General features: G+C 55.6%; 11 protein-coding genes and 1 pseudogene. 1 reads left to right on the top strand and 11 read right to left on the bottom strand.

Features of this window, described 5'->3' with window-relative positions:
* Window positions 1-140: 140 nt before the first annotated feature.
* From pyc to AAAC48_RS04340, 11 genes and pseudogenes are all read right to left on the bottom strand, one after another.
* The gene (gene pyc, locus AAAC48_RS04390) at window positions 141-3,599 is read right to left on the bottom strand and encodes a pyruvate carboxylase (RefSeq protein ID WP_340653002.1); all 3,459 of its coding nucleotides are present in this window, start codon (window positions 3,597-3,599) and stop codon (window positions 141-143) included.
* Window positions 3,600-3,766: 167 nt separating this feature from the next.
* A pseudogene (locus AAAC48_RS04385) lies at window positions 3,767-4,826 on the bottom strand (branched-chain amino acid ABC transporter substrate-binding protein).
* A 304-nt stretch (window positions 4,827-5,130) separates the two neighbouring features.
* Window positions 5,131-6,246, bottom strand: a complete 1,116-nt coding sequence (locus tag AAAC48_RS04380) for a branched-chain amino acid ABC transporter substrate-binding protein (RefSeq protein ID WP_340653001.1) — start codon at window positions 6,244-6,246, stop codon at window positions 5,131-5,133.
* 126 nt (window positions 6,247-6,372) lie between these two features.
* Window positions 6,373-6,726 (bottom strand): DUF6867 family protein, encoded by a 354-nt coding sequence (locus AAAC48_RS04375; protein ID WP_340653000.1) that lies wholly within the window; start codon window positions 6,724-6,726, stop codon window positions 6,373-6,375.
* 51 nt (window positions 6,727-6,777) lie between these two features.
* On the bottom strand, window positions 6,778-7,509 hold the full coding sequence (locus AAAC48_RS04370; protein ID WP_340652999.1) for an ABC transporter ATP-binding protein: 732 nt from the start codon (window positions 7,507-7,509) through the stop codon (window positions 6,778-6,780).
* Window positions 7,509-8,861, bottom strand: coding sequence for an ATP-binding cassette domain-containing protein (locus AAAC48_RS04365; protein WP_340652998.1), 1,353 nt, complete (start codon window positions 8,859-8,861; stop codon window positions 7,509-7,511). Before AAAC48_RS04365 ends, AAAC48_RS04370 begins: the two co-directional genes overlap by 1 nt.
* Window positions 8,861-10,273 carry a high-affinity branched-chain amino acid ABC transporter permease LivM gene (livM, locus tag AAAC48_RS04360; RefSeq protein ID WP_340653024.1) on the bottom strand — a complete coding sequence of 471 codons (1,413 nt, stop codon included), beginning with the start codon at window positions 10,271-10,273 and terminating at the stop codon, window positions 8,861-8,863. Before livM ends, AAAC48_RS04365 begins: the two co-directional genes overlap by 1 nt.
* A 13-nt stretch (window positions 10,274-10,286) precedes the next feature.
* Window positions 10,287-11,195, bottom strand: a complete 909-nt coding sequence (locus AAAC48_RS04355; RefSeq protein ID WP_340652997.1) for a branched-chain amino acid ABC transporter permease LivH — start codon at window positions 11,193-11,195, stop codon at window positions 10,287-10,289.
* Between the two features lie 271 nt (window positions 11,196-11,466).
* Entirely contained in the window at window positions 11,467-12,468 is a 1,002-nt protein-coding gene (locus AAAC48_RS04350; RefSeq protein ID WP_340652996.1) for a 4-hydroxyproline epimerase, read from the bottom strand.
* 8 nt (window positions 12,469-12,476) lie between these two features.
* The gene (locus tag AAAC48_RS04345) at window positions 12,477-13,730 is read right to left on the bottom strand and encodes an FAD-binding oxidoreductase (RefSeq protein WP_340652995.1); all 1,254 of its coding nucleotides are present in this window, start codon (window positions 13,728-13,730) and stop codon (window positions 12,477-12,479) included.
* Between the two features lie 17 nt (window positions 13,731-13,747).
* Window positions 13,748-14,641: a dihydrodipicolinate synthase family protein gene (locus AAAC48_RS04340; RefSeq protein ID WP_340652994.1), complete on the bottom strand. Its 894-nt coding sequence runs from the start codon at window positions 14,639-14,641 to the stop codon at window positions 13,748-13,750.
* 82 nt (window positions 14,642-14,723) lie between these two features.
* On the opposite strand from AAAC48_RS04340, the gene AAAC48_RS04335 reads away from it, so the two are divergent.
* Window positions 14,724-15,252, top strand: a 529-nt coding sequence (locus AAAC48_RS04335; protein ID WP_340652993.1) for a GntR family transcriptional regulator, incomplete at its 3' end; no start/stop codon positions are given.

The following is a 15,252-nucleotide window of genomic DNA, read 5'->3' as shown; positions in this document are numbered from 1 at the left end:
GACATTTACCGATATCGGCAATATATTATGCGCATATTTGCATGAATGGGCATTCGGGGGCATTTTGGCGTGTAAGCCGGAATCAAAAAAGGCCCCACACGGGGCCTTTTTCATGCTTGCGAATGACGACGCCCCCAAGCCTATTCGTAAATGACGAGGAGGTCCTTGGCATCTATCTGGTCTCCGGCGCGGACAAGCACTTCGGCAACTGTTCCGTCACGTTCCGCACGCAGTGCAGTCTCCATTTTCATCGCTTCGATTGAAAGAAGCACGTCGCCAGCATTGATCTTCTGGCCGGTCGAAATGCCCACCGTCGATACAATGCCTGGCATTGGTGCGCCGACATGCTTGTCATTGCCGAGTTCGGCTTTGCGTCTCACGCCAGCACCACTCCCGGCGCGGCTGCGGTCTGGAACCTTCACACGGCGCGGTTGCCCGTTCATCTCGAAAAACACCGTGCGCATGCCCTTTTCATCGGCCTCGCCAACGGCTTGGTTGCGTACGACCAGCGTCTTGCCGCGTTCGATATCGAGGAAAACCTCTTCCTCCTGCGCCAGACCATAGAAATAGACATGCGTCGGAAGGACGCTTGTCGGCCCGTAGGTACCGTGTGTAACAGCAAAGTCGCTGAAGACCTTCGGATACATGAGATATGAGGCGAACTCCTGGTCGCTGATCTCACGCTCCAACTTCGTCTCGACTTCCTTGCGTTCCGCATCGAGATCAGCCGGTTGCAGCAAGGCACCCGGCCGTTCGGTAAATGGCTTCTCGTCCTTCAGAACCTTCTTCTGTATTTCCTTTGGCCAGCCTTTGGGCGGCTGTCCGAGATCGCCGCGCATCATCGACACGACTGAATCCGGAAAGGCTATGTCCTTGTCCGGATTTTTCACATCCGCAACAGAGAGGTCCTGACTGACCATCATCAGCGCCATGTCGCCGACAACCTTTGAGGAAGGAGTCACCTTGACGATATCGCCGAACATCTGGTTGACGTCCGCATAGGCCTGCGCGACCTCGTGCCAGCGGGTTTCAAGGCCAAGCGAGCGTGCCTGTTCCTTGAGGTTAGTGAACTGGCCGCCCGGCATTTCGTGCAGGTATACCTCGGAAGCTGGTCCCTTCAAATCGCTCTCGAAGGCTGCATATTGCGTGCGCACTGCTTCCCAATAGAAAGAAATACGGCGAATCCATTCGGGGTCGAGACCCGGATCGCGCTCTGTACCTTTCAGCGCTTCGACAATCGAACCAAGACATGGCTGTGACGTATTTCCGGACAGCGCGTCCATCGCTGCGTCGACGACGTCCACACCCGCATCCACGGCAGCGAGCACGGTCGCTGCCGAGATACCGGACGTATCATGGGTATGGAAATGTAGCGGCAGATCCGTCGCCTCACGCAATGCCTTGAACAGCACTTTGGCTGCGCCTGGCTTTAGCAGTCCCGCCATATCCTTGACGGCAATGATATGCGCACCTGCCTTCTCCACCTGCCTCGCGAGATCGACATAATATTTCAGATCATATTTCGGCCTGGCCGAATTCAGAATATCCCCGGTATAGCAGATCGCCGCTTCGCAAAGCTTGTTCTCCTCGACAACCGCATCCATGGTGACGCGCATGTTCTCGACCCAATTGAGGCTATCGAACACACGGAATACATCAATGCCGCTCCGCGCGGCCTGCTGGACGAAATACTTCACGACATTGTCGGGATAACTCTTGTAACCGACCCCATTGGCGCCGCGCAAAAGCATCTGCAACAGAATGTTCGGCGCCCGCTCACGAACCTCCGCGAGACGCTCCCACGGATCCTCTGTCAGGAACCGCATAGCCACGTCGAAGGTCGCGCCGCCCCAACATTCCAATGAGAACAGTCGTGGCAGGGCGCGGGCATAGGTGCCAGCGACGCGGGCGATATCGTAGGTCCGCACGCGCGTAGCGAGCAGTGATTGGTGGCCATCGCGCATCGTCGTGTCAGTGAACAGCGCGCGCTTTTCGTTGCGCATCCATTCAGCGAACTTCTTCGGGCCCAGCTGATCGAGGATCTGCTTCGTACCATCAGGAATCGGCGTTTCAATAAAGGGCACGCGCGGCAGCGCTGCGTCCTTGGGTGGCGTCGCCCGTCCCTTGGTTTCCGGATGGCCGTTCACTGTCACATCCGCGAGATAAGTGAGCAGCTTCGTGGCGCGATCCTGCCGTTTTACCTGTGCGAAAAGCTCCGGCGTCGTATCGATGAATTTGGTCGTATAGGAATTGTCCAGGAATTTCGGATGCGTGATGATCGCTTCAAGGAACGTCAGGTTCGTGGCCACACCGCGAATGCGGAACTCACGCAAGGCGCGATGCATCCTGTGGATTGTCTCTTCGGCCGTCGGTGACCAGGCGGTGATCTTCTCCAGCAGCGGATCGTAGAAACGTGTGATCACAGCGCCGGAATAGGCGGTACCGCCATCAAGCCGAATGCCAAAGCCGGTTGCGCCGCGGTACGCGGTGATGCGGCCATAATCCGGGATGAAGTTTTGTTCCGGGTCTTCCGTGGTGATACGGCATTGCAGCGCGTGGCCGTTCAGCTTGATATCTTTTTGCGCAGGAACGCCCGATTCCGGAGTGCCGATTGTTGCGCCTTCAAGGATACGGATCTGCGCCTTGACGATATCGATCCCGGTCACTTCTTCCGTAACAGTGTGTTCGACCTGGATGCGCGGATTGACCTCGATGAAATAGAATTCACAAGTATCGGCGTCCATCAGGAATTCGATCGTGCCGGCACCGATATAATTGGTCGCTTTGGCGATCTTCAGGCCATAATCGCATATTTCCTTGCGTTGGCTGTCAGTAAGGTAAGGCGCGGGAGCCCGCTCTACGACCTTCTGGTTGCGGCGCTGGATCGAGCAGTCACGCTCGAACAGGTGCACCGCATTGCCATGGGTGTCGCCGAGTATCTGCACTTCCACATGGCGTGCGCGTTGCACCAGCTTTTCGAGATAGACTTCATCCTTGCCAAACGCGGCCTTGGCTTCGCGCTTACCCTCGGTTACCTCACGAGCAACATCCTCCGGCGAGGAGATCGCGCGCATACCGCGCCCGCCACCGCCCCATGACGCCTTCAGCATGACCGGATAACCGATCTGTTCGGCCATGGCCTTGACCGCTTCCATGTCGTCGGGAAGTGGCTCGGTGGCTGGCACCACTGGAACACCGATTTCAATCGCGAGATTGCGCGCGGCAACCTTGTTGCCGAGCCGGCGCATGGTCTCCGGCTTCGGACCGATGAAGATGATGCCGGCTTCGGCGCAGGCCTCGGCGAATTCCGGACTTTCCGAAAGGAGGCCGTAACCCGGATGGACGGCGTCAGCACCGGACAGCTTGGCGACCCGAATGATTTCTTCGATCGAGAGGTAGCTTTCGATCGGCCCCATGTCCTTGGCCAGGTGTGGCCCACGCCCAACCTGATAGGATTCGTCCGCTTTGAAACGGTGCAGTGCCAGCTTGTCCTCTTCCGCCCATATCGCCACGGTTTTCATGCCGAGCTCATTGGCGGCCCGAAACACACGAATTGCGATTTCCGAACGGTTGGCGACGAGGATCTTCTTGATAGGCAAGGCGAGACTCCAGAATATGAAATAGCAATATGAGTTTGGCAGCAGCTTATCTGGCTACAGATTGCTGCACTGCAAACAAGGCATATTGATCATAAGACAGTGAAATGTCCAATAGCAAAATGCCCGGCTAAGAACCGGGCATTTCACAGTTTAATTCGGGCAGAAACTTATTGCTGGAAGTGGGTGATTTTACCGCCGGGTCCCTTCTTCCATTCATACATGACATAACCAGGGAACTTCGGATCGGCCTTTTTCATCAAACGCGAGATCGCCAAGAACGGTCTTGAATGACCCACGTTCTTTCAATGCGCTGGCGACCATTTCAGGATCATTTGATCCCGCAGCATTTGCGGCCACAGCGATCGCCTGGACCGCACCATAGGAATAAAGGGTGAACGCTTCCGGTTCGAATCCTTCCGCCCTGAACTTATCGATCAAGTCTTTGTTGGCAGGGTTGTTGCGGGGGTCGGGGCCGAACGTATTAAGCGTGCCTATGACGGTATCCCCCGCGATCGACGCGAGTTCGTTCGACACGATCGCAGCACCGGAAATGAACTGCACCTTCAGGCCTTGATCCGCCAATTGGCGCATGATCAAGCCGGATCAGCGCAGAGAAATCCTTCTCGCCGGTATGGACACCCTCGTTCAGCGCCTCGGTAATACCCTCGGCGTTCAGCGCTTTCTTGGTTTCATCGGCGAGGCCTTGACCATAGGGTGTCTTATCATTGACGATCGCAATATTCGCATCCTTAAAGTGCTCGGCAATAAAAGCGCCGGCAACCTTGCCCTGTTGGTCATCGCGGGCCGCAGGTACGAAATGTATTCCACAGGCCTCGCTCGTGTATGTTTCGGGTTGGTTGAGGCAGGCGTCGTCTGGAGAATTCCGTTTTCGGCATAAACCTCCGATGCCGGAATTGATACGCCGCAATTGTAGTGGCCGGCGACAAACTTCACCCCATCCGCCACGAATTTATTGGCGACCGAAATTCCTTGCTTCGGATCGGAAACATCATCCCCGTAAGTAAGCTCGATCCGCTCGCCATTTATCCCGCGATTCGCATTGATTTCTGCGACAGCCGCTTCGGCGCCTTGCTTGATCTGCGCACCCATCGCAGCATTCGGACCGGTCAGCGGAGCGCCTATGCCAATCAATATGTCCGCGCGAGCCTGACCGGCAAGAATAAGGATCGCCGCTATCGCAATGCCTGGAAATAATAGTTTAGTCATTCAAAAACTCCATTCTTAACAATCAGAAATTTGAGACATCAAATATCCCAGCCCAAAAAGGCTCAGATTCTGCCGGTAGTTATCGATAGAGTCGGCAAAGAGTTTTAAAACTGAACAGGCCGCACCACATTAGCGAATGCGCCCAAGTCGACAAATAATTTTTGATACTTTTGGATGGTTAGATAAGTCATTCAATATCGAACTCGCTGCCAAACAGCGATGAATAACAGCCATTTTAAACTGACTGTCCCGCTATGAATGCCCGGCCTTAGCCGGACATTCACGTTGTACTTAAAGTAAAGGCTTACTGTTGGAAGTAGCTGTACTTGCCGTCTTCGCCCTTCTTCCATTCGTACATGACGTAGCCTGGAAGCTTGGGATCGCCCTTTTCGTCGAAGGCAATGTCGCCAAGAACGGTCTTGAACGGACCTTTTGCCTTCATGGTCTTGGCAACGGCCTCAGGATCATTCGATCCGGCGGCCTTTGCCGCGTCAGCAATCACCTGAGCGGCTGCATAGGCGTAGAGGGTGTAAGCTTCCGGCTCGAAGCCTTGCGCACGGAACTTCTCGACAAGTTCCTTGTTGGCTGGATTCTTGCTCGGATCCGGACCAAAGGTGTTGAGCGTACCTGCAACAGCGTCACCAGCAATCGAAGCCAGTTCGTTCGAAACGATACCGTCGCCGGAGATGAACGTGACCTTCAGACCCTGGTCAGCAAGCTGACGGATGATCAGACCAGCTTCGGTGTGCAACCCACCCCAGTAGAGAACTGTAACACCGGCTTGCTTTGCCTTGGCGATCAGCGCGGAGAAGTCCTTGTCACCGACGTTAACGCCTTCGTACATCGCTTCCTTGAGACCCTTGGCATTCAAGGTTTTCTTGGTTTCGTCGGCAAGGCCCTGGCCATATGGGGTCTTGTCATGCACGATCGCAATCTTGGCATCCTTGAACTTCTCGGCAATGTATGTACCGGCTACCACGCCCTGCTGGTCATCGCGACCGCAAGTACGGAAGGTGTTCCACAGGCCACGTTCGGTGAAGACCGGGTTGGTTGCAGCGGGAGTGATTTCGACAATGCCATTTTCGGCGTAGACTTCCGATGCCGGGATCGAAACGCCCGAGTTGAAGTGACCGATAACGAACTTTACACCATCGGCAACGAACTTGTTGGCAACGGAAATGCCCTGCTTCGGATCGGAAACGTCGTCGCCAAGCGAAAGCTTGACCTGCTCGCCATTGATACCACCGGCAGCATTGATCTCAGCAATGGCGGCTTCTGCACCCTTCTGCAGCTGAGCGCCGAAGGCGGCGTTCGGGCCGGTCAACGGACCACCAACACCGATCAGGAGATCGGCATAGGCATGACCGCTCAAAGCGAGCATCGCAGCGAGTGCAACGCCCGAAAACAGTGACTTCTTCATTTGAAAACTCCCATTTCCTAGGTACTTACCAAACCCCTCGCGATGACCCTTTTCATCGCTTGAAGAGCACATTTGCCGATTTCCCGGCGGTTGTCACGCTGATTCATTTCGCACCAGCGAGATTGATTAGGCTCTCGTTCTTTCCTTCCAGGAGAAGGGGGAAACTTTTTCATAGAGCCAGTGATATTGCCGCACCATCTGCTTGGTGCGGGTGTAGCGATAGCCAAGTGTGCCAATGATAATCAGCACGATCGTGTCGACGATATAGTAATGAAGGGTGAACATCGTGCCGCCAAACAATGCAAAATGAATGAAGCGGACAGCGATGCCGAGCAAGAACATGTATAACACAAGGACGGGAGTGGGGCGCCAGGTCTTGGCGCAAGCACGGCCTGCCATCCATGCAGCCCAACCGCCCATGAGGCAGGTGACCAGCAGGAACAGCCAGATCGAGGGTTCTTCGTACAATATGCCTTGCATGGCAGTGTTCTCCTTGGTCCTCTCCAGCCGGAGCACGACCCATCATTCTTCTTAGTGACGACCACCTTCAAGATAGGCGGCTCGCACTTCGGGATTGGCAAGCAGATCCGCGCTTGAACCGCTCATCTTCACAATGCCGTTCACCATGACATAGCCCCGATCAGCCAGCTTCAAGGCGCCAAACGCATTCTGCTCGACCAGGAACACCGTCAGCCCGGTATGCTTGTTCAGCTCTTTGATCGCCTCGAAAATGTGTTTGATGATCAAAGGCGCGAGCCCCAGTGAAGGCTCATCGAGCAGCAGCAGCCGCGGGCGGGCCATCAGGGCGCGGCCAATCGCCAACATCTGCTGCTCGCCGCCTGAGAGCGTGCCGCCGCGCTGGTTGATACGCTCCTTCAACCGTGGGAACAGGTCGAACACCATGCGTGAATCTTCATCGAAGAATTTGAGATCATCGAGGCTTGCACCCATCTGCAGATTTTCCTGCACGGTCATGCGCGGGAAAATACGCCGGCCCTCCGGCGATTGAGCGATGCGCAGGCGCGCGATTTCATGCGTCGGCAATTTCGTGATGTCTTTGCCGTCGAACACAATGCGGCCGGTACGCGCACGCGGCATGCCGAAGATCGTCATCATCAGCGTTGACTTGCCAGCACCGTTGGCACCGATCAGCGTGACAATCTCACCGGGATTCGCATGGACGGTAACACCGCTCAGCGCGCGGATATTGCCATAATAGGTCTCGACGTTCTCGACGCTGAGAAGGGCTTGTGGTTCTGACATTATTTAGCCCCTCCGGTCTTTTTTGGCGCCGGTTTTGCCTGGCTCGCTTTTGCCAGTTTCTTCGCCTGCCCGATCCAGTCTTCACGTGCGATGCGTCCGTCAAAAGCCAGGTAGACTTCAGCGGCGATCACATCTGCTTTCTTCCACGCCGCAATCTGGTCGAAGTGGAAAATGCCGTGCTCGTTGAGCTTCCGTTCATTGACCGGACCTATACCCTTGATCAGGATAAGCCTGTCAGCCTTGCCACCCCGCGGTTCGGCCAAGGCATTAGACGTTGCTCCAGCTTTGATTGGCCCAGCTTTCGCAGGCGCTTCCGCTTTGGTTGGCGCCGTTGTCTCGGATATCTTCTTGGCAGCAGTGGCTTTATTGCGCTTTGCCTTGACCGTAGGTGTCGCTGGAATCAGCTCGACGGCTGCCGCTTCCGGGTGGGTCTCCACGATTTCATGCAGGGCTTCAGTCGACAGCAGGTCAACGGCCGCCGTGATGTCATCCACGCCAGCAGCTTCTGCCTGTTCGATCAGTTCGACCACCTCCTCGTCCTCGACGCCGAGATAGGCTGCAATCACCTTCGGATCATTCTTGACCGTCTCCGGCGTGCCGTCGGAGATCTTCGTGCCATATTCGAGCACGACCACATGATCGGAGATTTCCATCACCACGGACATATCGTGCTCGATGAGAAGGATCGACGTACCGGTCTCGGCACGAATATCGAGCAGCAACTTATTCAGTTCCGCCGATTCACGCGCGTTCAAACCTGCAGCCGGTTCGTCAAGGCAGAGCAGTTCTGGCTCTGTGCACATGGCACGGGCGATTTCCAGACGCCTCTGGGCGCCATAGGGAAGATCGCCAGCGGGATCGTCGGCACGATCGATCAGATTGATCTTCTCCAGCCAGAAGCGAGCCTTCTCGATCGCGTCAGTTGCCGCCTTCTTGTAGGTCGGGAAGCCCAGCAGTCCGAGAATTGTGAAGCCGGAGGACAGCATCAGAGGATTGTGTTGAGCGACGAGCAGATTTTCCAGGACAGTCAGGCCTGAAAACAGGCGGATGTTCTGGAACGTACGGGCAACCTTCGCCTTCTTGGTGATGACAAAGTCCGCCATCCGCTCAAGCAGATATTCCTCCCCGTTCTGACGTGTCATTGTCAGCATACCTTCGGTCGGCTTGTAAAATCCGGTGATGCAATTGAAGACCGTCGTCTTGCCGGCACCGTTCGGACCGATCAGGGCGGTAATCGCCCCACGCTTTGCTTCAAAGTTCAAATCATTGATGGCGATTAGACCACCGAATTTCATAGAGAGGCGTTCGACGCGTAATATTGCGCTCGTATTCTTTTGCACTTCCGAAACCATCAGCCGTGCCCTTCTTTCGTAAACTCACCCGATACCATCTTGCGTTCGTGCAGGAAGGCACTCGGTTCCCGACTGCCGGCAAAGCCACGCGGCTTCCAAACCATGACCACGATCATGGCCAGACCAAACAGCAGCATACGATAGAGCTCCGGTGTAAAATCATTGCCGAATATGAGCTTGAGGAATTCGAGTTCGCGTAGCAGTTCCGTACCGCCAATCATCACGGCAGCCGCGATGGCGATACCGACCAGCGATCCCATGCCGCCGAGAACCACCATCGCCAGGATGATTGCCGATTCAAGGAAGACAAAGGATTCAGGACTGACGAAACCCTGGCGGGCTGCGAAGAACGATCCAGCAAAACCACCGAACATTGCGCCCGTTGCAAAGGCGGTCAGTTTTGTGGTCGTCGTATTGATCCCGAGCGAACGACAGGCGATTTCATCCTCGCGCAAGGCTTCCCAGGCCCGGCCGAGCGGCATGCGGCGCAACCGGATAGTGACCCAGGCCGTCAACAACGCCAGGAGCAGAATGAGATAATAGAGGAATATTTTGTAGTAGGCGCTGGACATCGGCAGGCCGAACGTCTTGGCAAAACCTCCATCACCGGCGGTGAATGGAATGCCGAACAGCGTGACCTTGGCGATACCGGATATGCCGAACGTTCCCTTGGTTACAGCAGTCCAGTTGATCAGAATCAGCCGGATGATTTCACCGAACGCCAGCGTAACGATGGCAAGATAGTCGCCACGCAAACGCAGGACAGGAAACCCGAGGATCACTCCCCACGTTGCGGCAAAAATGCCCGCCATTGGCAGCAACAACCAGAATGAGAACCCGAAATGGGTGGACAGCAAAGCGTAAGAATAGGCGCCGACCGCATAAAAGGCGACATATCCAAGATCAAGAAGCCCGGCGAGGCCGACGACGATGTTCAACCCCCATGCAAGCATCACATAAATCAGGATCTGAATACCGAAATTGTCCACATACTTCAGCGAGCCCTGAACACCGCTCTGATACGACCACTGGCCGGTAAAATACCACTGAGACAGGGCGAGGATCGTGATTATCAGGAACGGATAGACAAAGAGCAATGCCAGACCGATTTTTGGAAAACTCCGTCGGAAAGCCGACGGCTCCTTGGCGACAACGGCGCGCTTGTTCTTTTTGCGCTCTTCTCTCCAGGGGGCGGTATACGTAATGAGAAAACGTCCTACCCCTGCGACAAGCACGAAGATCGCCAATAGTCCCCAACGTTGTGTCAAAATGAGCTCATTGCGGATGTTCTGATCGGTTCGGAAACCGACCACCAGGAAAAACAGCCCCAAGGCGAGCGCCCCCGCCAAAAGACCTTCCTTGAGCGCTTTGGCGAAAACGGAATCCGGCTCCGCCGACTGAATATCAGGCATAGGTTTCATAGGCTTAAACCTTTTCGACTTCGGGCCGGCCCAGAATACCGGACGGCAGGAAGATCAGAACGATCGCCAGGATCGAGAATGCCGCGACATCCTTGTAATCAATGGAGAAATACGCCGACCATAGTGCTTCGATCAGCCCTATCAGCAAACCTCCGACCACAGCACCGGGCAGCGATCCGATTCCACCAAGCACCGCCGCCGTGAAGGCTTTGACGCCAGGAACAAAACCGTCGGTGAAGGAAATCACGCCATAGAACATCAGGTAGAGTGTACCAGCGACCGCGGCGAGCATTGCACCCATCACGAAGGTCGTGGAAATCGTCCGGTCTACGTCGACCCCGAGTAGCGCCGCCATCTTGCGATCTTGCTCGCAGGAGCGCTGAGCCCGTCCAAGGGTCGTCTTGTTGACGAGGTACCAGAAAGCGGCAAGCAGGATCGCCGTTACGATAATGATGACCATCTGCTTGTAGGCTATCGTGATGTTCGTGCCGTAGACCGTGATTCCGCCATTGACCAGCGGTGGGATCGGCTTGTTGCGCGGACCCTGCGTAACTTGCACAAAATTGGACAATGCGATCGACATGCCGATCGCCGTGATCAATGGCGCAAGTCGAAACGAACCACGCAAGGGCCGGTAAGCCAGGCGCTCGATTGTCCAGCTCCACAGCCCTGTCAGCAGCATGGCGACAATCATCATCAAAAGCAGCGCCAGAACAACCGGTATGCCGCCAATGAAAGTAGCCAAAGCAAGGAAAATAATCATCGCCATAAAGGCGCCGAGCATGAACACGTCGCCGTGAGCGAAGTTGATCATGCCGATGATCCCGTAAACCATCGTATAACCGATTGCGATCAGGCCGTAAATTGAACCAAGCGTCAGACCATTGATCGATTGCTGGATGAAATACTCCATCGCAACGATACCCCTCATTTTTATTGGGAAGTTTTTTATCCGGTTTTTTTATCCGGTTCCCGTTTGCCCCAATATCCTTACACCTAGCGCCTGCGCTAAAGAAAGCAACTGCTTTTTTGGCGCACACAATAACGTTACATTTGCTCGCATAAATTTGCTGGCGATTTTCACCAAATTTTGCACGCAATGCAACGGAAATTTCGACATTTTCGCCCTTCTTAGACGAATTGCCTATACCCGCCTTATTTCTGGAATCGAGCCGAGGGGCGCCTCACTTCACCACAAATCCGTGAGCGAAAGGATCCCGGTCGTCAATGAAAATCGTGTTGTATCCCGTCATGCGCGCCCAGCCGGCAATCGACGGGATAATGGCAGGCCTTTGCGCCACGCTGACCGCTTTTTCAACCCTACCATGAAATAATGAGCCGATGATGGATTCGTGAACGAAATCGTCGCCAGGCTTCAACTTCCCTTTGGCGGCGAGCTGCGCCATGCGGGCAGATGTTCCGGTTCCGCAGGGCGAGCGGTCAATCGCCTTCTCACCATAGAATACCGCATTGCGTGCGTGCGCTTCCGCTTGAGTCGGCGCTCCCGTCCACAGGATATGGCTGAGCACATTTATGTCAGGCTTTTCCGGATGCTGGAAGGAATAGCGCTCATTCAAACGCTCGCGCAACACGGGGCTCCAGCCGATAAGATCGAGTGCACGGTAGTCGGCAAGATCGGTGAAGTTCTGCTGTGGGTCAACGATCGCATAGAAATTTCCGCCGTAAGCGACATCCACAAAGAGGGGTCCCAGATCGGGACATTCTACTTCAAGTCCCTCGGCATAGAGAAAAGCCGGAACATTTGTGATGCGAACGCTGGTGACATATTGCCCGTCCTGCGTGTATTCGGCGACGACGAGCCCGGCCGGCGTGTCTAGCTTGAGGATGCCTGGCGTCTTGGGGGTTATGAGCCCGTGTTCAATCGCCATCGTCACGGTTCCGATGGTACCGTGGCCGCACATGGGAAGACAGCCCGAGGTTTCAATGAACAGCACCGCCACATCGCAATCGTCGCGCGTTGGCGGATAGAGAATTGAACCAGACATCATGTCGTGGCCACGCGGCTCGAACATTAGACCGGTACGAATCCAGTCGAATTCTGACAGGAAATGCGCGCGCTTTTCCATCATCGTTGCGCCGACGAGATTGGGTCCACCGCCTGCCACCAGACGGACCGGGTTGCCACAGGTATGACCATCAACACAGAAGAAAGAATGACGCGCCATGATGTTCCTCAAAAACGCTGCGGGTTAAATGGATCGATCGGAATCGATGGTTCTCTTCCACCAATAAGATCGCTGATCAAACGGCCTGTCGCTGCCGACTGTGTCAGTCCAAGGTGACCATGACCAAAAGCATACAGAACATTTTTGCTCGTTGTTGCATAGCCGATAACAGGTAACGAATCAGGCAAGGAGGGGCGAAAACCCATCCACGATCGACCGTTCGAGGTCACGAGACCGGGCATGAATTTTTTCGCCTTCGTCAGCATCGCCTCTGACCGTTTGTAATTTGGCGGCAAATCAAGTCCGCCGAGTTCTACCGCTCCACCGATGCGAATGCCGGTTTCCAGCGGTGTGACGACGAAACCGTGGCCGGAGAAAATCAATTGACGCCTGAGATCGAATGCTCCAGCAGGCAGCGTCGTATTGTAACCCCGCTCGGTTTCGAGAGGAATTCTATCCCCGAGGCCCCTCGCTAGCCGATGCGACCAAGCCCCAGCGGCAACAATCAGTTGCGCAGCCTCGATTTTTCGGCCGTCGATGAGAGCGACGCTTGCACCATGTTCCTTCGCCTCGACAGCCGAAACCTCAGCCTGCAGAAACCCGGCACCGAGACGCTTGGCATACTCCCACAAGCCCTTGCCGACATGCTGGGGATCGCTGACCGTCTTCCATCCAGGTACGAAGGTTCCAGCTGCAAACCGCGTTGCGAGGCCCGGCTGGCTGGCAGCAAGTTCATCGCCGCGAAGATGTTCGAAGGCGATGCCAGCTCTTTTGCGCGCCTCCCAGCCCGGCAGTGCCGCGTTCAGTTCTTCCTCGCTTTCATAAAGCTCGAGCGAACCGTTCTCGCGCAGCATATGGCGAATACCGGCCCGCTGCATCAATCCCAGCATTTCCGGCTCGGCGAGCCGCATCATTACCCCCTGCGCCTGCACGGTTCGCTCTAGCACATCGGCGCGGCTGGCGCGCCAGAACCGGTAAAGCCATGGCGCTAGTTTCGGCAAATAAGAGGGCCGGATGGTGAATGGTCCCAGAGGATCCATAAGCCAGCCCGGAACTTTGGCAAGTACGCCCTTCGAGGCCATCGGCAGAATATCGGAAAAGGCCAGAGCTCCGGCATTACCGGAGCTTGTACCTTCACAGACACCCTGATGGTCGATGACAAGAACCTCGCGTCCCGCCTCCGACAAGTAGCAAGCTATGGCGATGCCGACAATGCCGGCACCCACGATGACGATATCCTGCTTACTCGCCTGCGAATCCATCGATCAGCGAAAATGCCTTAGAGCGCAGGCAGCTTCGGACGGGACGCAATCGCATCCTTAACCGTCTTCTCGACTGCTGCACGGCGCTCGCCGCGCAGCGGCTGGCGTGGCAGGCGGACGCGGTCATTGGTGCCGATTTCGTGCACTTCCGCGAGCTTGATATTCTGCACCAGATAGGTGGAGACATCGAGATCGAGCAGGGGGCGGAACCATCGATAGATTTCCAGGGCTTCTGTGTAGCGGCCAGCGAGCACCAGTTTGTAAATCGCAACGGTCTCTTTCGGGAATGCGGTTACAAGACCGGCCACCCAGCCGATCGCGCCGGCAGTCAGCGCTTCGAAGGCGAGATTGTCGACGCCCGTAAACAAATCGAAATGCGTACCGAATGTATTGATGATATCCGTGGTGCGACGGATGTCGTCCGAAGATTCCTTGATTGCGACGAAATGCTTGTCGGACGCCAGTTCGGCCAGGATCTCGTTGGTCACATCCACTCTGTAGGCAATGCGGTTGGAATAGATCATGACCGGAAGGTCACCCGCAGCGGCAACAGCCTTCAGCGTCGTTACGGTTTCTTCCGGATCTGTATGATAGATTGGACTTGGAACAAGCATCAAACCATCCGCGCCTGCCTTGGCAGCACGCTTGGCCAGCGCCGCACCGTCACGGGTCGCCGCTTCATTGATGGTCAGCAGCACCGGCTTGCCCTTGGCCACGCTTTGCGCCGTCTTCAGAACTTCAAGTTTTTCGTCATGGCTGAGCATCGGCCCCTCGCCAAGGGAACCGGCGACAATCAGACCATCGCAGCCCGCATCCATAAGGAGCGAGAAGCAACGTTCCATTTCCCCATGATCAAGACTATCATCTTGCGTGAATTTGCTGGTAACTGCCGGGAATACACCTGACCACATGTGCTTACTCCTTCTTGATATATCAGTAATATATCTGTAACATCCATTGCTGTCAATCGTGATAAATTGAAAGTTTCCACTTATGTATCAAACCGCTGTTCATACCATCACACAGACGGGCGAAAGCCTGGCGGAGCTTGCCTATCGCCAGATCGAAGAGATGATCGTAACGCTCAAGCTCGAACCCGGCGCGATCGTCAACGAGCGGGCATTGACGGATATTACCGGTATGGGCCGCACCCCGGTGCGCGAGGCCGTACAGAAGCTGGCATGGGAAGGCCTAATGGAAATCCGCCCGCGATCGGGTATCGCGATCGCAGCGCTCAATCCCCAGGACTTTGGCAAGGTGCTCGACGCTCGCGAAGGGGTGGAACGGGTCCTCGCCCGCGACGCGGCGCATTACGGCGCGGCATTGCATCATAAACGTCTAAAGGAGGCGTCCGACGCCATGAGCACCGCACTAGCGGCCGATGATGTCAGCAGCTTTCTTGCAGCTGACAAGATTTTTGATACCGTACTCGGACAGGCAGCTGAGAACCCCTATGCCGCTCGGCTCGCTTCGCCGCTGCAAACACATAGCCGGCGCTTCTGGTTCCGCCTGCAACGGCCTG

This window comes from Phyllobacterium sp., from assembly GCF_037994405.1.
GTDB lineage: Bacteria > Pseudomonadota > Alphaproteobacteria > Rhizobiales > Rhizobiaceae > Phyllobacterium.
This window is presented reverse-complemented; position numbering and strand designations above follow the sequence as displayed.

Coding starts and splice junctions, on each gene's coding strand:
- livM (WP_340653024.1), bottom strand. CDS start 10,273: ATGCCTGATATTCAGTCGGCGGAGCCGGATTCCGTTTTCGCCAAAGCG.
- AAAC48_RS04365 (WP_340652998.1), bottom strand. CDS start 8,861: ATGGTTTCGGAAGTGCAAAAGAATACGAGCGCAATATTACGCGTCGAA.
- AAAC48_RS04355 (WP_340652997.1), bottom strand. CDS start 11,195: ATGGAGTATTTCATCCAGCAATCGATCAATGGTCTGACGCTTGGTTCA.
- AAAC48_RS04345 (WP_340652995.1), bottom strand. CDS start 13,730: ATGGATTCGCAGGCGAGTAAGCAGGATATCGTCATCGTGGGTGCCGGC.
- AAAC48_RS04370 (WP_340652999.1), bottom strand. CDS start 7,509: ATGTCAGAACCACAAGCCCTTCTCAGCGTCGAGAACGTCGAGACCTAT.
- AAAC48_RS04375 (WP_340653000.1), bottom strand. CDS start 6,726: ATGCAAGGCATATTGTACGAAGAACCCTCGATCTGGCTGTTCCTGCTG.
- AAAC48_RS04340 (WP_340652994.1), bottom strand. CDS start 14,641: ATGTGGTCAGGTGTATTCCCGGCAGTTACCAGCAAATTCACGCAAGAT.
- AAAC48_RS04380 (WP_340653001.1), bottom strand. CDS start 6,246: ATGAAGAAGTCACTGTTTTCGGGCGTTGCACTCGCTGCGATGCTCGCT.
- AAAC48_RS04350 (WP_340652996.1), bottom strand. CDS start 12,468: ATGGCGCGTCATTCTTTCTTCTGTGTTGATGGTCATACCTGTGGCAAC.